Raw genomic sequence first — 18,368 nt, forward strand, 5'->3', positions numbered from 1 at the left:
AGTTTTCCGCAAATGAGTTTTTAAGAATCAAATTCATAATAGGTGTCTGCTGCGTGACAATATGACCTATGTCGTATTGGAGCTCATTGAAAGTAAGTATAGAAATGCTAGCGTATGACGATCAACACCTACTTGAAATGAAGGCTGCTTTTTCGTATTCAAGATAGAATTTACTGCATTAAAAATATAATAAAAAGTTTTACAATAAAGATAATAATAATTATCATTCTCGAAAATATTTTACAGTAGAGAAATAAAAATGCGCTTGTCACACTTTAGTCTTTGTCTACTTACGGCAGCTATTTGTACCCAACTGTATGCTGAAGACACAGCAACAAATGACTCTACAACACAAAATACTGAAGCTAAACTTCCAACTATCGTGATGACAGCAACACGTACACCGAAAAGCATTTCCGAAATTGCAGGAACTGTCCAAACCATTTCTGCTGATGAAATTGCGCAACAGGCTGGCCCAGGTCGTAAAGTTGCAGATGTTTTGGCGCAACTGGTTCCATCTTTAGCACCAAGCAGTGGAACGAGTAGTAATTATGGTCAAACTATGCGTGGACGTAATGTACTTGTAATGATTGATGGGGTATCACAAACGGGTTCACGTGATGTGTCACGTCAGTTAAATAGTATTAGCCCAAATATGATTGATCACATTGAAGTGGTTTCTGGTGCGACCAGTATTTATGGTTCAGGTGCGACAGGCGGGATTATTAATATTATTACCAAACGTGCCGATAAATCAGAACCAGTCAGTTTTCAAACCAAATTGGGTGTGACATCTGCCGATAATTTCCGCGGTGACAGCCTAGCTTATCAAGTGGGACAAACAGCTTCATTTGCAAATGACAAAGTCGACGGTTTTCTTGGCTTAGACTATACCAATCGAGGCTCCCAATTTGATGGTAATGGGGATCGTATTTCATTAAGTCCTTGGCAGGGCAGCACCATGGATACCGATACTATTGATGTGAATGGTCGTTTAAACTTTAATTTAACTGACAACCAAAGTTTAAGTTTTGGTGCTCAGTACTATAAAGATGAACAAGATACAGAATATGGGCCTGATTATTCTTATTTACTCACAAAAACAGATCCATCTTACAAAGCGGTCAAAGGTTGGAGCTTAGATAATCAGCCTTTTACTGAACGTTATGCTTTTAATACGCAGTACCAAAATCAGGATTTTTTAGGTCAAGTTTTGAATGTTGAAGCATACTATCGAAATGAGAAGTCTCGCTTTGTACCTTATGGCTATTCAGCAGATGGTGTGAATGTAAAGCAAAGTCAATCTAATGTGGACTATGCTGGGATTCGTTCAACTTTACAGTCTGCTCTTGTAGTTGCTGACCGTGATTTAAAACTAACTTATGGCTTAGACTATGATTGGGAAAAAGACCATCAGTGGGCAGACTACTACACGCCAAGCAATAATGGTTTAGTTTATACCCCAACTGGAGAAAAACAAGGCTCAGGACCAGATACTGAAATTCAGAATATTGGTACCTTTATACAAGGGGACTATGCCGTAACTGATCAGCTTAATATTCAAGCCGGTGTACGTTACCAATATGTTCAGGCAGACACAGACAGCTATTTAACTGCACGTAAGCCATATACATTAATGGCGGCAGACTCTACAGATTCAGACAAATTCCTGTTTAATCTAGGCGCTGTTTATAAGCTAAATGATGTACAACAAATTTATGCTAACTTCTCTCAAGGCTATAGTTATCCTGATGTACAACGTGTATTACGTGACGTTGCAGCATATACCTTAACTACGTCTGGTATTGCTCCGATCACTGTGAATAGCTATGAACTAGGCTGGCGTTTAAACCAAGATACAGGCTTAAATTTGGGCTTAACAGGTTTCTATAATACCTCTGATAAAGTCGTTCAATTTAACTCGGATCGTTCTGTAAATGTTGTCGACACAGATCAGCGAGTTTATGGTGCGGAGGCAACAGTAAGTTACCCATTTATGGAAAATTATAAGGTGGGTGGAACTTTAGGTTACACGCTCGGCCAGTATAAGGATGGAGCCAATAATTGGCATGAGTTAAATGCTTTTGCAGTTTCACCAATGAAAGGCACATTGTTTGCAGAATGGAATAATGAAGATGGCTATGGTGTGCGTGCTCAAATGCTTGCAATCAAAGGAACTGACAAAGCCTATAAAGATGACCTAGAGTTAAAAGCAGCTGGACTGAGTGATAGTAACAGTGCAGCAAAGATTAAAGGTTATACGACTATGGATGTATTAGCACATTTTCCAGTAGCGAAAGGCCGTATGGACTTTGGTGTTTATAATCTATGGGGTAATCAATATAAAACTGTATTCGCCCAACAAGCAGCAGTGACCAATGCTAACTCATTGTTAGCGATCCCAGCGGAAGGGCGTACTTTTGCACTAAGTTATACTATTAATTACTAATGGTGCCTGAAGCATGTTATGTAGAACTTTTTAATTCTATCTAAAATAATCGGGATAACATTTTTAGTTAAATTCCTAAGATTTAACATATAGCATTATTATTTTATACAAGGCCATTCTAGAGCTCATGGAACTAGAATGGCTTTCATGTAATTTTACTCATCTGAATTATTTTTATGATTAATACCTCAAACTAACTTCTCGTCGAATTACACGCGATTTAGTATCTAGATTTTTAATATCGTGCTTCGAAAATTTTAACTGGGGTAACTTATCGCTTTAAATGGATTTTAGCTCAAGGTACTGAGTGTGGAAATATACAGTTACGTCCATTTGCTTTAGCAAGATATAATTGCTCGTCTGCTCTTCGTAGAACACTTGTTTTAAGCTCTTTCCTTTTCCAAGTCACTACTCCAAAGGACATAGTGACTTCTTCAATCCTCGGAAACTTACAAGATTCAATGACTGTGCGTAGTCGATCAGCCATTTTCAAAGCTGAATCTAGTTTGATACTTGGTAATACGATTAATATTTCGTCTCCTCCCCAACGAATGAGAGTGTCCTTGCTACGCAAATTTTTGGAGAGCTCATACATGATTTGTTGTAAGACCTTATCTCCTAATGCATGACCATGAGTATCATTAATGGTTTTAAAGTAATCGATATCAGCCAATAACACGCAGCAAGAGTTATCTTCATTGCACATGTCTTTTTGAATGGTATCTAGAAGATGTTCACCATAGCGACGATTAAAAATGCTCGTCAAACTGTCGTAATTGGCCCACTCTTCAAGTTGACTCTTGATCTCGATATGATGATTAATATTTCTACCGATACTCACATTGTGTGTAATTGTGCCATTACGGTCTTTTAGAGGGGATGAAACGAGCTCTAAGAAATGCTTTTCATATACGTGGTCTTTATTTTCAATATCCTGATTTTTTATTCTTTGTAGTTCTATCAGCTTTTGATCATGTGGATATAATTTTGTGATAGGTTCATCTTTTAAATCTGCTAGGGTGTAGCCCGAGAGTTCCTCTGCGGCATGATTCATAAATTTAATTCTAGCTTGATCATCCGTGATCACTATCGTATCAGGTGTTGTATTTATCGCTGCAACCAACATCGCTTGATATTTAAGACTTTCGTTTTTTTCCGTGATATCTCGTTGAACGGATACAAAATGGGTGATTTTACCTGTTTCAGTTTTAATCGGGGAGATGTTCCACTCTACATCGTACGGTGTTTTATCTTTGCGATAATTAATCGTATTGTTATGGAAAAATAGTCCATTAGATATGCAATCTTTTAACTCCTGAATCACGGTTAGATCTGTTCAGGCCCCTGCAAGATACGAGGCGATTGTCCAATTAACTCTTCTTCGCTATAACCTGTCATTTCACAAAATGCTGGATTGCAGAAAAGGATGTGTGGGCCATTATTCTCAAAGCAGGCATTTGTAATGACGATCGCATTAAATGATTGTTGAATAGCCATAGTCATTAAACTATTGAATTCAGTCGCTGTTAATTTTTTGTTTTCAGAATATTGAGGCATATTGGAGTGAATCACTATGTTTCTTTATTGTTTTCCCTGTTCTTATTAATATCATAAATTAGGCTTTAAATTAATGAATAATGATGGTTTATGATTTATACAATATAATCAACAACCTATAAAATCACTTATATTGTGACGTTTGTCATGTACTGGAAGATTCAATTATCGATGAATTTATGAACGCTCTAAAAGATATTAGGGCTATTGCTACGGATATAATAATAAATTAAAGATAGCAGAATATTGTGATCAGAAAAGTTGATGTAGCACAAATGTTCGACCAGAAGTTTTACAAAGTATGTAAGGAATACTTGAAGGGATGAAGGATGTTGTACTTAAAAGTACTTTAATCTACAAGATGTTGGAAATGGTGGATAGGCAGGTAATTGATTTTTAAGGTTTAAGTAAAGCCTAGCCTGAATGAAAAGCTGAGCATTCTATTTTTCTTTACATTTTTCGTTTAAGCTTTTTTAACAGCTCCGTTTTATAAAAATATTTAAAACTTAGGAAAAGCGATGAAGAATAACTATCCAAAACCTATAATAATCGTGCATTGGATTACCTTTGCTTTAGTTGCAATGGTATATCTGACTGCAGGTGATCCCACAATAACATACTGGAAAGGCCAGATTCATGTTGCAGGTGGAATTTTAATATTTATTCTATTTTTCTTGAGATTGAGTTTTGTTTTTCTGTATAGAAAAAGTATTCCTAAAACTGAAATAATTAATTCTTACCAGATAATGTTATTTAAAATGGTCAGATTTTTCCTTTACTTAAGCCTATGTATTGTTCCAATTGCGGGTTGGATGACATTATCGAGTTTTACTGATAATTTCCAAGTTTTATCGTTAAATTTACCGCTTTTGAGCACTGTTTGGGGGAGTGACTATATTGCAGATGCACATCAATTTTTAGGGAGTCTCTTTATTACACTCGTGGGTTTACATGCCTGTGCGGCATTGATTCACCACTTCATTTTCAAAGATAATGTCTTAAAAAGTATACTTTTTAAAAAATGATGTGATTTAGAGGCTACCTGATGGTTACCTCTTAGATTCGTCTGGTTTTTTTATATTATGAGTATTTCATAGCCGCGGAACACATGATAAAAGATGAGCCGAAAGTGTAGATGCAGTATACTGTGCTGGTCGAAAAAGTGATGAATTCATATGTATATTGGTCCGTATCAACTGTCAAATAATTTGATTGTGGCTCCTATGGCAGGCGTAACTGACCGTCCATTTAGGTCTCTGTGCAAATACTTTGGTGCAGGGCATGCTGTCAGTGAAATGATGACATCAGACCAAACGTTACGGATGAGTAAAAAAAGCTTATATCGTGCTAATTTTGATGGTGAATTGGCGCCTATTTCAGCACAAATTGCAGGATCAGATCCCAAAGAGTTGGCGGAAGCTGCACGATATCAGGTCTCAAATGGTGCTCAAATAGTGGACATCAATATGGGGTGTCCTGCCAAGAAAGTCTGTAACAAACTGGCAGGTTCTGCACTTTTAAAAGACGAAGACTTGGTGGCTCGAATTTTGGATCAAGTTGTGGCTGCAGTTGATGTACCTGTCACACTTAAAACTCGTTTGGGTTTTTTGAATGGTCATGAAAATATCTTACGTGTAGCGAAACGTGCGGAAGAGGCAGGGATTGCGGCGTTGGCATTGCATGGCCGAACCCGTGAAGACATGTATTTGAACACGGCTCGTTATGATTTAATTAAAGAGGTTAAACAGCTCATTCATATACCAGTGGTTGCCAATGGAGATATTGATAGTCCAGAAAAAGCCAAATATGTACTCGATTATACCGGTGCAGATGCAATTATGATTGGTCGCGCTGCGCAAGGGCGTCCATGGATTTTTCGTGAGATCGCACATTATTTGGAGACAGGTGAACATTTGGCAGCGCCAAGCATTCAAGAAGTAAAAGAAGTTCTACTTGGACATCTTGCCGAACTGTACACATTTTACGGGGAATACTCCGGCTGCCGAATTGCACGTAAACATATTGCTTGGTACACCAAAGGTTTACGTTCAAGTAATGAGTTTCGCCAGAACATGTACAAAGTGGAAAGTACAACTGAACAATTTAAAGTGGTCGCGGACTACTTTGACCAATTACTCATTCATGGTGAAACCATGAATGACGTACAGGTTGAACAGGTCAATTTGTTGGAAACCAAATAAATAAAGCTCCATTTGTGGAGCTTTGAGTGAATAATATGACTTAATAACTGACTTGTTGCATTTCAACCAACAGTTGATTAATTAAGTCAGGTGCTTCCATGGCACGAATTTGAGAAACATTCGTGCCTGCCCAAAATGCACCAAAACCTTGATCGCCTTGTTTAGTCGCTGCGGCATGTAATTGTTTCCCTAGATCATAACAGTATGGGTATGCAGCAACAGCAGGGCGGTTCGGTAGATCAATCTGGGTATGCCAGTGACCGAGTAAACCGCGAGCAGGGCGACCTGAAATACTCGCACTTATTTGTGTGATGTGCTCATGGAAAAGTGCATGACGGTAGGCATCATTGGCTTTTGATGTTTTGCATTGTACGAAAGCTGTCCCCAACTGTACCGCACTCGCACCGAGGCTTAACATCTGCTGAGCCTGTGTACCATTCATAATGCCACCTGCAGCAATAATCGTGCACCGACAGTGCTGCGTCAGAAGTTGTACGAGGTCGATCGTACGTAATGCGCTATCAAAATGTTCATTAAAAATCCCGCGGTGTCCACCTGCTTCTATGCCTTGAGCAATAATAAAATCAATCCCTGCTGCTTCAATGGCCCGTGCTTCCGCTAAGTTGGTTGCAGAAACCATGGTTAAAATGCCAGCGTCTTTTAGCGCCTGTATTTGGTGCGGATGCGGAATACCGAAGTGAAAACTGACGGCCTTAGGGCGAGTTTCAAGTACGACATTTAAAAAGTCATCATTGTCCAAAAAGCTAGGATAAATACAGTGCAGTTGAGTAGGTGGTTCTGCATCGTATTGTTCAAAATGAGGTCTTACAAAATCAATCCATGTTTGTGCGATAGTTGGATCAAGTTCGATACTTTGATGACAGAAAAAATTAACTTGAAAAGGTTGTTCGGTCAGTGCTTGGGTTTTTAAAATTTGGCTACGTGCGGTTTCTGCGGTGTTTGCACCTAATCCAAGTGAGCCTAGCCCGCCTTGATTTGAAACCTCTGCCGCAAGCTCTGGTGTAGAAACACCAGCCATCGGTGCAAGGAAGATAGGATGTTTAATTTCAAGACGTTCTAATAATAAAGACATGTACTTGCTCCTTTTACATATAGACACTTTGCCCAAGCACTGCAAAATTGGCAAATAATATTCAGTATTTTCTCGAAAAATATCTAAAGCAATCACGTTTATTTTTCGATTTTTAGCGACAAGTCATGTCGTTGGGTATGTGTATTGGCAATGCTTTTAGTCTGGAATTTTTTATACTTTTATTTTAGATTTTACCGAGGATCGTCATGACCGATCGTATCCGTGAAAAGCTACAGATTCTAGCTGATGCAGCTAAATATGACGTGTCCTGTTCGTCCAGTGGTAGCAATCGTAAAAACAAAAACCAAGGTTTGGGAAATACAGGAAACGGTATCTGTCATAGTTATACAGAAGATGGTCGCTGTGTTTCATTGCTTAAAATTCTATTTTCAAATGTATGTATTTTTGATTGTTCCTACTGTGTTTCTAGACGCTCTAACGATGTCAAACGAGTCGCTTTTACTGTACAAGAAGTGGTGGATTTAACCATCAACTTTTACCGCCGCAATTATATTGAAGGGCTGTTTCTAAGTTCAGGTATTTTTAAATCAGCTGATTTCACTATGGAGCGAATGCTACAAGTGGTGAAAAAGTTACGCCTTGAAGAGAACTTTAATGGTTATATTCATCTAAAAACGATACCAGGTGCTTCCCAAGAGATTATTACTGAGGCGGGCTTATATGTAGACCGCATGAGTATTAACTTGGAAATGCCAACGGAAGTTGGTTTAAAACAGTTTGCACCTGAGAAATCACATGCAGAAGTACAAAAGGACTTAGGCATTGTACGCGATCGCTTAATTCAGTTGACGGATGAGCGGCGTGTGATTCAGCATGTACCGAAGTTTGTACCAGCGGGACAAACCACTCAGATGGTGGTGGGCGCACATCAAGAAACAGACAAAGATATTATTTTAATGGCAGATCATCATTACAAAGTGTATCAGCTCAAACGGGTGTATTTTTCAGGCTATATCCCAATCAATGAACAGGAAAAAATGCTTCCTGTTGTGGGTTCTGCTCCGCCATTATTAAGAGAAAATCGGCTGTACCAGTCGGATTGGCTCATGCGTTTCTATGGTTTTGATGCGAAGGAAATTGTGAATGATCAGCATCCGAATTTAGATTTGGACATTGACCCGAAGCTAAGTTGGGCACTACGTAACCCTGAGCATTTCCCTGTTGATATTCAACATGCAGACTATCGTATGATTTTACGTGTTCCGGGTATAGGTGTTCAATCGGCTAAAAAAATTGTGCAAGCTCGCCGTTTTGGGCAGATTCATATCGATCAACTAAAGCGTATGGGCATTGCTTACAATCGGGCACAGTATTTTATTCGCTGTGCAGATACGCCAAAGTTTAAAAAAGAACAGCAAGCAAGCCAGATTCGGCAGCACATTTTGCAATCAGGGCAATCTAAATATCAAAAACAGCTTTCGCCTCAGCTGGGCTTTGGTTTTTAGTATGTCGATATATCGCTTTGATCAAAGTATGACTGGACTACTGAGTTGTGTGTATAGGAGCTTTCAGTTTAAAGATTTTGACGTCAAGCTTGCATCTAACAATTCCCAAGCCAGCTTGTTTGATGAGTGTGTCGAGGTCGCTTCAAGTGACGAACACGCAGAGCGAGTTTGGCGAGGATTAAAGCAAAAAATCACGGCTGAAAGTCTGCGAAATTTTTATTATTGCTTTTTGTCTGAGCAGGAACAGGCACATCAACATCTTTTTAATTTCTGTATCTATGTATTTAAAAATACACATGCAGTAGATCATAACTATGCGCATGCGGATGTATTGGCTGTTTCGCAGTGGGCCAAGCAAGTGGGCAGGGAAAAGCATCGTATGGAAGCTTTTGTCCGCTTTAAAAAATGTCAGGATGGATTGTTTTTAAGCCTGGTACAGCCAGATTTTAATGTTTTACCGCTGATAGAACGGCATTTTAGAAACCGATATCAAGATCAAAGATGGTTGATTTATGATGAAAAAAGAAATTTTGGAATTTATTATGATTTGACAGCTGTGCATCAGGTAGAAATGGATGTAGATCAAATTGATCATGCGCACAAAGTCGGACACAGTCAGTCCTTTAGTGTTGAATTAGATGATGATGAGCTGTTGTATGACCAGTTATGGAAAGATTATTTTAAAAGTATCAACATCGAGGCAAGAGCAAATATCAAACTACATGTGCAATATGTTCCTAAACGCTACTGGCGTTATATGAATGAAAAAACAATCTAGCGAGATGTAAGTAAGGCGTTGACTCATCATTTTCTATGATGTTTTGCGCTGTTATGGGAAGGGGAGCAGACGTTAAGCAATTCATGCTAATTAAAAAATAAGCTGTTGCACCTGTAGAATGGAACCTCAACCATCAGTAATAGTGCATTTGAGTAGTGGCTCAGAGAAAAATGTGTAAGTTTAGAGTCGATGATGAATGATGCTGTAAATAGTAAAAAGCCCATTCAATCCATGGACTTTTTACATTTTAAATAGGTAGTCTGCTATCGCTTATCGTGTTGTTGACGTTAAACATGCACATTAAATAGGGAGCCAATCCAACTGGCAAACAGCATCGCGAAAATCCCCCATAGCGTCACACGAAATGCGCCTGTCCACATAGATGTCCCAGAAAAGTAGCTCGATAAAGCCCCTAAGCCAAATAACGATAGTACCCCTGTAAGAGCAACTGACTGAGTCAGATAACCTTGAGGGCTTAATAGAATGGCCAGCATAGGAAACAGAGCACCTAGTGAAAAGGCGAGGGCAGAAGAACCCGCGGCTTCAAGTGGTTTAGCACTGGTATTTTCATGGATGCCTATTTCATCACGAGCATGTGCAGACAGTGCATCATGTGCGCTGAGTTGTACTGCAACTTCATGCGCTAGTTCAGGTTCTAGTCCACGTTGTATATAAATTTGAGTCAGTTCTTTAAGTTCTAAGTGCGGGTTTTTATCTAATTCCCTAGCTTCATGTTTTAAGTCGGCTTCTTCAATATCTGATTGAGACTTCACCGAAATATACTCGCCCGCAGCCATAGAGCTCGCACCTGAAATGAGCCCTGCAATACATGTGATGAGTAAGGTATGGCTAGTTGCGCCACTGGCCGCCATCCCCATAATCAAACTGGTCACTGAAATGATGCCGTCATTGGCACCCAATACCGCTGCACGTAGCCAACCAGTACGATGAATTAAATGAGGTTCAACATGGTGAGAATAGGACATGACGATAGATCATCCTCAAATTTTAAAGTTATGATTTATTTAATAATGCACGTTTCATCTACTATAGCACAGCCCATAAAAAAGCCTCCGAGTGGGAGGCTTTTTAAAGCTTAGAAATATTATTGCGCTTTTTCTTTCACATCAGCAGCACCTTGTTCTACTGCACCAGCAACATGAGCGGTTGCTTCTTTAGAGGCATTTTTAACATCTTCAGCAGCAGCTTCAGTTTTCGCAGCAGCTTCGTCAGCGGCAGCACCAATTTTAGCCGATGCTTCATCTGCAGCTTTTTGAGTGTCAGATACGGCTTCACTTGCAGCTTGGTTAATATCATGACCTGCTTGTTCAGCAGCATTTTCAAGGTGTTCACCTGTCGTTGCACCTGTTTCAGGTGCTTTTTCTTTTGAACAACCCACTAAAACAACAGCAGCAGCAAGACCTAAAGCAATAAGTAATTTATTCATTTTCATATCCTTTTCGTTTTATACCCAAAAGTAGGGGTTGGGCAAAATATAATCTACTTTGAATGTAAAGCAGACTGCATTATTGTTAAAAAAATGTAATTTTTTATAAAAAACAGCGTGATAAAAAGGCTTATAAGCTGAGTTGCCTATAAGCCTTTAGCAGAGAAGCGTCTGAGAGGATTACACGCCAGAACGAATAATATAATCAAAAGCAGACAGAGATGCTTTTGCACCTTCACCTGTGGCAATGATGATTTGCTTGTAAGGCACAGTCGTACAGTCACCTGCGGCAAATACACCTTTGACATTGGTTTCATTGCGATCGTTAATCATAATCTCATTACGGTTTGAAAGCTCAACAGCAGTCTCTTTTAAGAAATCAGTGTTTGGTAATAAACCAATTTGCACAAAGATTCCTGCAAGCTCAACCGTATGTTCTACATCGGTTGCACGGTCTTTATATTTCAATGCTGTCACTTGCTGACCATCACCCACAACTTCAGTTGATAGTGCATTTAGGATTACTGTGGTATTAGGCAAGCTATGCAATTTATCTTGCAACACTTGGTCAGCACGTAGTTTGGTATCAAACTCAACCAAAGTCACATGTTCTACAATCCCCGCAAGATCAATTGCAGCTTCGACACCTGAGTTCCCTCCACCAATCACAGCAACACGTTTGCCTTTAAACAGTGGACCATCACAGTGTGGGCAGTAGGCAACACCACGAGTACGGTATTCTGCTTCACCCGGCACATTCATCTCTCTCCAACGTGCGCCTGTTGAAAGAATCACCGTTTTAGATTCAAGTTTTGCACCATTTTCTAAAGTGACTTCAACCAAGCCATTCGCTGTCTCATCCGCACCTTTGATGTTAGAGACACGTTGTAAGTTCATGATGTCCACACCGTACTCACGGACATGTGCTTCCATTTCAGCAGCAAACTTCGGCCCTTGGGTCTTTTGAATCGAGGTATAGTTTTCAATGTCCATGGTATCCATGACTTGACCACCCATACGTTCAGCCACAATCCCGGTTTTAATGCCTTTACGTGCGGCATAAATGGCAGAGGTATTTCCCGCAGGACCACCACCAACCACTAAAACATCAAAAGCCTCTTTGGCATTGAGTTTTTCAGCTTCTTTGGCTGCGGAATGGGTATCCAGTTTGGCAATAATCTCTTCCAAGGTCATACGGCCTTGACCGATATGCTTGTTGTCTTGGAACACCATTGGTACAGCCATGATTTTGCGTTCTTCAACTTCGTCTTGGAAGAATGCCCCATCAATCATGGTGGCTGTCGTGCCTGGATTGTAAATGGCAATCAGGTTCAACGCTTGCACCACGTCTGGGCAGTTATGACAGCTTAAAGAGACAAATACGTCAAAGTCAGCCTGGATGCCTAAACCTTTGATTGAAGCCAAAACTTCATCCGATACTTTGGGTGCATAACCTGAGGTTTGTAACAATGCCAAAATCAAAGAGGTAAACTCATGCCCCATTGGCAAACCAGCAAAGAAAACACGCGGCTCCTCACCGGCTTTTGCCACACCAAAGCTAGGTGCACGTGAGTTTTGACCATCAAAACGTGCAGTCACCAGTGGAGACAGTGCTGCAACCTCTTCAACCAATTCTTTGATTTTGTCTGATTTTTCAGAACCATTCAAAGTCGCAACCAATTCAATCGGACCTTCAAGGCGTTCAAGAAGTGTTTTTAATTGAGCTGAAGTATTTTGATCTAACATGGTTAAGCTCTCCAAAGCAGTCTATACATTTATTTGATAGAAGAATCATAGAGTAAATCTAAAAATAGATAAAACAGTTTGTTTTTATTTAAATAATCGGTTTTATAGATTTAATAATATTTTCTTCAATCTTTTCATAACGCTATATGGGGGATTTAAATGATTTTTCAAGTGATTTGCAGTTTAAGTAGTATAAATTAGGTATGATCGAGACAGTTAAAAAATAGGGAAGCAAGTGATGCAATTACAGCGCGGTATCTATCAGCATTATAAAGGGCAATTGTATCAAGTTTTACATGTAGCGACGCATAGTGAAACCGAAGAAAAACTGGTGGTTTATCAGTGTTTATATGGTGATTACTCGATTTGGGTACGTCCACTTGTCATGTTTACTGAAACGGTAATGCTAGAAGATGATCGTGAAGTTGAGCGCTTTAAACTGATTCAAGAAGTATAAACGAAGCTAAGTAAAGTAGAGGGGGATTTGATGATGCATGCAGAATTTTTGAGTAGAGTATCGGCCTTATATCATCGCTTTCAAGAACATGACAGTGCGCAAGCAGATCGTATTGCGCGCTTTCGCAATATTGAGCCTGAGTCTGCACAATTTTTGGCGCAACTGGTGCATATTCAACAGTCTCAGCAGATATTAGAAATAGGAACATCAACCGGTTACTCAACCTTATGGTTGGCATATGCAGCGCAACAAGTGAATGCTCGATTAACCACTTTGGAAATTGATGCTGAGAGAAGTCAACAAGCCGCGAGTCATCTTGAGGATTTCAAATTATCCAATGGCGTTGAGTTTTGGGTGGGGGACGCAGCTGAATATTTGAAGCAGTCGCAAGCCATCTTTGATTTTATCTTGCTAGATGCTGAGCGCGATGCTTATGTCGACTATTGGCCAGATTTGAAACGACTGATGTGTGTTTCACGCGGAGTTTTGGTGGTTGATAATGTTCTATCGCATGCAGATCAAGTCACGGACTTCATAGCGCTTATTCAGCAGGACGAGCGGTTTAACCTGTCTACATTGGCGATTGGTGCGGGCTTGTTGGTGGTGACATGGGATCATGAAAAACAATCAGGATAAATCCTGATTGTTTGAGCTTCAAAAATTAATGAATACTTAAGCGCGTAAAGTGCAAATCATATTCTAAATATTTATGAACAAAGGCTGTTTTATTATTACATCGAACTAAGTTGTTATAAATAAATTCAGGCACAGGGTGGTACAGCTCGCCTGAACCATCGGCATAGAAAATTTTTAAATAGCGTGTGGAAGCATTATATTTCCAAGATGTTACCGCAATTGTCCCCATAAGCGACTCCCCATCATTTACATGGAATCACAGCAATGTGGCTGCTTAATTTAAACTTATGCCAAACTTAAAAAGTGAAGTATTACAGTTTTGTAAATAAAAAAACCGTACATAAAGTACGGCTTCTTTTAAGTGATCAATTAACGCATTTTCGCAAGAAAACGTCCTACACGTGTAATGGCTTCACGTAGTTCATTTTCAGCAGGTAAGAACACTACACGGAAATGATCTGGTGTTGGCCAGTTAAAGCCTGTGCCCTGAACCAGAAGTACTTTTTCCGCACGAAGTAGATCAAGCATCAGTTTTTCGTCATCCTGAACTGGATAGATTTCTGGATCCAATTTCGGGAAGCAATACATTGCACCTTCAGGCTTAACACAAGATACACCCGGAATATCATTCAACATTTGCCAAGCAATATTACGCTGTTCGTATAAACGACCGCCTGGACGAATTAAATCATTGATTGACTGGTAGCCGCCTAAAGCAGTTTGAATGGCATACTGTGCTTGGTGGTTAGCGCATAAACGCATAGAAGCGAGCATGTCTAAACCTTCAATATAGTCGACTGCACGAGACTTATCGCCTGTGATTGCCATCCAGCCTGAACGGTAACCCGCAATACGGTATGCTTTAGATAAACCATTGAAAGAGATACAGAGTTGGTCGCCAGATAATGCGGCTACAGAAACATGTTCAATACCGTCATAAACAATTTTGTCGTAAATTTCATCTGCAAACAAAATCAAATCATGCTTTTTAGCCAATGCGACGATTTGCTCAAGTACATGGCGTGGATAAACTGCACCTGTTGGGTTGTTTGGATTAATAATCACGATACCGCGGGTACGTGGTGTGATTTTACTCTCCATATCTGCAATGTCGGGATACCAAAAGTTTTCTTCATCACATTTATAATGAATGGCAGTCCCACCTGAAAGGTTTACCGCAGCTGTCCAAAGGGGATAGTCAGGCATCGGCACGAGCATCTCGTCACCATCATCTAACAAGCCTTGCATGGCCATCACGATTAATTCAGAGACACCATTGCCGATATACACGTCATTGACATGCATATCTAAGATGCCTTTTTGCTGATAGTACTGACAGATGGCTTTACGCGCAGGGAAAATCCCTTTTGAGTCGGTATAGCCCACTGCATTTGGCAGGTTTAAAGCTACATCATTAATAATCTCTTGAGGAGCCTCAAAACCAAACGGTGCAGGGTTACCAATATTGAGTTTGATAATCTTATGGCCGGCTTCTTCCATTTCATTGGCCGCTCGTAACACTGGTCCACGGATGTCGTAGCATACATGCTCGAGCTTAGACGATTTTTTTATTTCGCGTGGGGTTTGGAGAGTGTTCGGCATTTTGATGTTCTCGGAAAGAGTGGAGGTCACTTTTGCATAACGGTATAAATAGCTTTTAAATGTTTCAGTTGTTACCAGATCGAGATCATGTTCATCTCTGAGTAAAGCAACAATTTTTTCATGCGTAAATCCCACCTGTTGATATTGTTTAATCACAGGCAGTAGATGTTTAAAAATAACGCTCTTTTTTTGCGACATTTTTTAATCCTGAGCAAGAATGTCAATAAGACTAACACTAAATTTGCTCACAAAAAAGCATTAAAGAAAATAAATTGCTTACCGTTTTTATAAATTGCTTTCTTTTTGCTTTTATTGGAATTATAGGTCTTTTGTAAATTGTGAACTAAACACTAGAAATTTTAAGATGAATCACGTAAATATAGGATTATCCTATTTTAAATAGCAAGATAGAAAGGGACGTAATCATGGGAAAACTCAATAAAACAGACCGAGAATGGCAAAGAGAGTTATCACCTGACGAATTTCGCATTACGCGACAAAAGGGGACGGAACCAGCCTTTACGGGGAAATATTGGAATACTAAACAAGCCGGCACTTATGTATGCCGTTGCTGTGGTACGCCATTATTTAATTCTGAAAATAAATATGACAGTGGTTGCGGCTGGCCAAGTTTTTATAAGCCACTCAATACGACTGTGATAGAAGAGCATCAAGATACAACACATGGCATGGTGCGTACTGAAATTGTATGTCATCACTGTGATGCTCATTTAGGCCATGTTTTTACAGATGGACCTGAGCCTACAGGTTTACGTTACTGTGTAAACTCGGCTTCATTAGAACTAGAAACACAAGAAAAAAGTGATGAGGATACTTATCCATGACCAACATTTATCAGTTTGAAGCGGAATTGTTAGATGGAAAAAATAAATCTTTTGCCGACTATGAGGGCGAAGTGTTGCTCATCGTCAATACGGCCAGTAAATGTGGTTTTACACCACAATTTGCTGGGTTAGAAAAAATTTATGAGCAATATCATGCACAAGGGTTTGAGGTGTTAGGCTTCCCTTGTAATCAGTTTGGGGGGCAAGATCCGGGAAGTAATGAGCAAATAGGAACGTATTGTCAGAAAAACTATGGGGTGACTTTTCCTATGTTTTCCAAAGTCGATGTTAAAGGCCCTGAAGCCCACGCCATATTCCGTTATTTAACCAATAACAGCAAAGGGATTCTCGGCAGCGGCATTAAGTGGAATTTTACAAAATTCTTGATTGGTAAAGATGGCAAAGTAATTAATCGTTATGCGCCAACCACCAAGCCTGAAGCGATTCAGGCAGATATTGAAAAAGCATTACAACAATAATCTGTTGATGTGTCGTCAGTGATGAAAGCGCAAGGTACTTCAGTTGAATTTTGGAGTGACCCGCACATGCCCTATGTGGAAACACGTCGGGCATGTGCGGGTCGTACTTGTTATAAAGCCCATAGTCATCCGACATTTTCAATTGGTGCGGTGGATCAAGGCAACAGTATTTTCACAAGCCACTTCGGTGGAACGCAACAAATAGACGCGGGTACCTTGGTATTGGTTCCTGCACATGTAGAACATGCGTGTAATCCTGTTCCAGATCAGGCTTGGAGCTACCAAATGATGCATTTAGATGCACATTGGTTGAACCAGTTATTACAAGAAACTGGACACGAATATACTTGTCATGACATTCCGCAGTTCAAACCTGTGTTGTATAAACAGTCAAAGATGTATCAGGACTTTAGTTATCTTAATAGTCAATTATTTGATGCTGCACTGTCGTATTGGGAAAAAGAACAAAGCTTAATTACAACACTTACTGAGCTTTTATTTCCATATATTCAGCTAGAATGGCTTGCTCCTCAACACTATGCACAGCAAGAGTTTAAGCAACTTTTATCGATGATTCAGGATGCTGACGTGTTTTTATCATTAGAGCAAATGTCGCAAGAAGTCCAATTGAGTCGGTATGCCATTATTCGGCTATTTAAATCATCTTTAGGCATGACGCCGCACGCTTATCAATTGAATCATAAAATTAATGATGCACGCATCTTTTTAAAACAAGGCATGGATATAGCGCAACTGAGTTATACGCTGGGCTTTAGTGACCAAAGTCATTTTCATCGTGTTTTTAAAAGTTTAACGGGTACCACGCCTAAGCTCTATCAAAAGCAACATCGCGCAATTTTATCCAAGAGTTGATCTTAATCAGTCGTTAGGCTTGTCTCACTTTTAAAGAGAGACAAGTGATGGAGCTTTTTATTGTTATTGCTGTGACGCATTTTGTGGCTTTGCTTTCTCCTGGCCCTGATTTTTTCTTGATTCTGATGACGGCATTAAACAGTGGTCAAAGAAGGGCACGATATACAGTTTTCGGTATTGTAGTTGGAAATGCTTTTATTCTAGCGCTGATTTTTACTTTACTGGGGTGGCTTGGGCATATTCATGCTTTTGTTCTGATGTTGCTACACGGATTAGGTGTTGCTTATTTGTTGTATTTGTCTATGGAGTGTTTTCGCTATAAGCATCATGAAAATGTTGAAGTTCAAGCGCATGACTCCACACCTCATCAAAATAGAATTCTATGTTTTACTCAAGGTTTACAGTCAAGTTTGCTGAATCCTAAAAATATGATGTTCTACAGTAGTTTGATATTGCTGGTTTATTCTAAATTTGATGTTTATACCTTGCTTTTAATGAGTCTCTGGATGGTGGTTGTGGTCTTGGTGTGGAATCTGTTGGTGCTTAAGTTATTTAGTTGGCAGCGCTGGAATCATTTTTTAAATCAGCGCCTGAATTGGCTTTATAAGATGTCAGGGGCTTGTTTTCTTGGGTTTGCAATCATACTCATGGTATCAGGATGATTAAAAATAAGGGACATAGATTAGGGCTCTTATTTTTTAGAATTGTTTAAAAGAAAACCTCCGTTATAGGAGGTTTT

19 protein-coding genes are annotated in these 18,368 nt (G+C 39.6%); 11 read left to right on the forward strand and 8 right to left on the reverse strand.

Features of this window, described 5'->3' with window-relative positions:
* The first annotated feature begins 259 nt into the window (after positions 1 to 259).
* On the forward strand, positions 260 to 2,449 hold the full coding sequence (locus AC0KVP_RS07430) for a TonB-dependent receptor (RefSeq protein ID WP_473340017.1): 2,190 nt from the start codon (positions 260 to 262) through the stop codon (positions 2,447 to 2,449).
* A 295-nt stretch (positions 2,450 to 2,744) separates the two neighbouring features.
* Here the strand turns inward: AC0KVP_RS07430 and AC0KVP_RS07435 are convergent, their stop codons facing one another.
* On the reverse strand, positions 2,745 to 3,773 hold the full coding sequence (locus AC0KVP_RS07435) for a sensor domain-containing diguanylate cyclase (protein WP_473340021.1): 1,029 nt from the start codon (positions 3,771 to 3,773) through the stop codon (positions 2,745 to 2,747).
* A gap of 2 nt (positions 3,774 to 3,775) precedes the next feature.
* Positions 3,776 to 4,006: a PAS domain-containing protein gene (locus AC0KVP_RS07440; protein WP_473340025.1), complete on the reverse strand. Its 231-nt coding sequence runs from the start codon at positions 4,004 to 4,006 to the stop codon at positions 3,776 to 3,778.
* Positions 4,007 to 4,524: 518 nt separating this feature from the next.
* On the opposite strand from AC0KVP_RS07440, the gene AC0KVP_RS07445 reads away from it, so the two are divergent.
* On the forward strand, positions 4,525 to 5,031 hold the full coding sequence (locus tag AC0KVP_RS07445; protein ID WP_473340028.1) for a cytochrome b: 507 nt from the start codon (positions 4,525 to 4,527) through the stop codon (positions 5,029 to 5,031).
* A 150-nt stretch (positions 5,032 to 5,181) separates the two neighbouring features.
* Positions 5,182 to 6,207 carry a tRNA dihydrouridine synthase DusB gene (dusB, locus tag AC0KVP_RS07450; protein ID WP_473340030.1) on the forward strand — a complete coding sequence of 342 codons (1,026 nt, stop codon included), beginning with the start codon at positions 5,182 to 5,184 and terminating at the stop codon, positions 6,205 to 6,207.
* Between the two features lie 40 nt (positions 6,208 to 6,247).
* Here dusB and AC0KVP_RS07455 read toward each other — a convergent pair whose 3' ends face one another.
* Positions 6,248 to 7,300: an NAD(P)H-dependent flavin oxidoreductase gene (locus AC0KVP_RS07455; RefSeq protein WP_473340032.1), complete on the reverse strand. Its 1,053-nt coding sequence runs from the start codon at positions 7,298 to 7,300 to the stop codon at positions 6,248 to 6,250.
* Positions 7,301 to 7,506: 206 nt separating this feature from the next.
* On the opposite strand from AC0KVP_RS07455, the gene AC0KVP_RS07460 reads away from it, so the two are divergent.
* The gene (locus AC0KVP_RS07460; protein ID WP_473340034.1) at positions 7,507 to 8,766 is read left to right on the forward strand and encodes a putative DNA modification/repair radical SAM protein; all 1,260 of its coding nucleotides are present in this window, start codon (positions 7,507 to 7,509) and stop codon (positions 8,764 to 8,766) included.
* A gap of 1 nt (position 8,767) precedes the next feature.
* The gene (locus AC0KVP_RS07465) at positions 8,768 to 9,544 is read left to right on the forward strand and encodes a TIGR03915 family putative DNA repair protein (protein ID WP_234966171.1); all 777 of its coding nucleotides are present in this window, start codon (positions 8,768 to 8,770) and stop codon (positions 9,542 to 9,544) included.
* A gap of 287 nt (positions 9,545 to 9,831) precedes the next feature.
* On the opposite strand, the gene AC0KVP_RS07470 is transcribed toward AC0KVP_RS07465, so the two are convergent.
* The 3 genes from AC0KVP_RS07470 to ahpF form a co-directional block, all read right to left on the reverse strand.
* Positions 9,832 to 10,530: a VIT1/CCC1 transporter family protein gene (locus AC0KVP_RS07470; RefSeq protein ID WP_062032668.1), complete on the reverse strand. Its 699-nt coding sequence runs from the start codon at positions 10,528 to 10,530 to the stop codon at positions 9,832 to 9,834.
* A 119-nt stretch (positions 10,531 to 10,649) separates the two neighbouring features.
* The gene (locus AC0KVP_RS07475) at positions 10,650 to 10,991 is read right to left on the reverse strand and encodes a hypothetical protein (RefSeq protein WP_010326567.1); all 342 of its coding nucleotides are present in this window, start codon (positions 10,989 to 10,991) and stop codon (positions 10,650 to 10,652) included.
* A gap of 180 nt (positions 10,992 to 11,171) precedes the next feature.
* Positions 11,172 to 12,737, reverse strand: a complete 1,566-nt coding sequence (gene ahpF / locus AC0KVP_RS07480; protein ID WP_473340039.1) for an alkyl hydroperoxide reductase subunit F — start codon at positions 12,735 to 12,737, stop codon at positions 11,172 to 11,174.
* A 238-nt stretch (positions 12,738 to 12,975) separates the two neighbouring features.
* Here ahpF and AC0KVP_RS07485 point away from each other — a divergent pair, with 238 nt between their 5' ends.
* Positions 12,976 to 13,194, forward strand: coding sequence for a DUF1653 domain-containing protein (locus tag AC0KVP_RS07485; protein ID WP_010326569.1), 219 nt, complete (start codon positions 12,976 to 12,978; stop codon positions 13,192 to 13,194).
* Between the two features lie 30 nt (positions 13,195 to 13,224).
* On the forward strand, positions 13,225 to 13,830 hold the full coding sequence (locus tag AC0KVP_RS07490) for an O-methyltransferase (protein WP_473340042.1): 606 nt from the start codon (positions 13,225 to 13,227) through the stop codon (positions 13,828 to 13,830).
* A 25-nt stretch (positions 13,831 to 13,855) separates the two neighbouring features.
* On the opposite strand, the gene AC0KVP_RS07495 is transcribed toward AC0KVP_RS07490, so the two are convergent.
* On the reverse strand, positions 13,856 to 14,059 hold the full coding sequence (locus tag AC0KVP_RS07495; protein ID WP_004980128.1) for a KTSC domain-containing protein: 204 nt from the start codon (positions 14,057 to 14,059) through the stop codon (positions 13,856 to 13,858).
* A gap of 140 nt (positions 14,060 to 14,199) precedes the next feature.
* Complete coding sequence (locus AC0KVP_RS07500; protein WP_473340045.1) at positions 14,200 to 15,630, reverse strand: pyridoxal phosphate-dependent aminotransferase; 1,431 nt, start codon at positions 15,628 to 15,630, stop codon at positions 14,200 to 14,202.
* Between the two features lie 227 nt (positions 15,631 to 15,857).
* Here AC0KVP_RS07500 and msrB point away from each other — a divergent pair, with 227 nt between their 5' ends.
* From msrB to AC0KVP_RS07520, 4 genes are read left to right on the forward strand one after another with little or no spacing between them, the layout of a single operon-like run.
* Positions 15,858 to 16,277, forward strand: a complete 420-nt coding sequence (gene msrB, locus AC0KVP_RS07505) for a peptide-methionine (R)-S-oxide reductase MsrB (protein ID WP_005399615.1) — start codon at positions 15,858 to 15,860, stop codon at positions 16,275 to 16,277.
* Complete coding sequence (locus AC0KVP_RS07510) at positions 16,274 to 16,756, forward strand: glutathione peroxidase (RefSeq protein WP_004980122.1); 483 nt, start codon at positions 16,274 to 16,276, stop codon at positions 16,754 to 16,756. The genes msrB and AC0KVP_RS07510 overlap by 4 nt, the downstream gene beginning before the upstream one ends.
* 21 nt (positions 16,757 to 16,777) lie before the next feature.
* Complete coding sequence (locus AC0KVP_RS07515) at positions 16,778 to 17,629, forward strand: AraC family transcriptional regulator (RefSeq protein ID WP_473340461.1); 852 nt, start codon at positions 16,778 to 16,780, stop codon at positions 17,627 to 17,629.
* 47 nt (positions 17,630 to 17,676) lie between these two features.
* A complete protein-coding gene (locus tag AC0KVP_RS07520) occupies positions 17,677 to 18,291 on the forward strand; it encodes a LysE family translocator (RefSeq protein WP_473340048.1) in 615 nt (204 codons plus the stop codon).
* Positions 18,292 to 18,368: the final 77 nt, after the last annotated feature.

The organism is Acinetobacter sp. DL27, assembly GCF_055810995.1.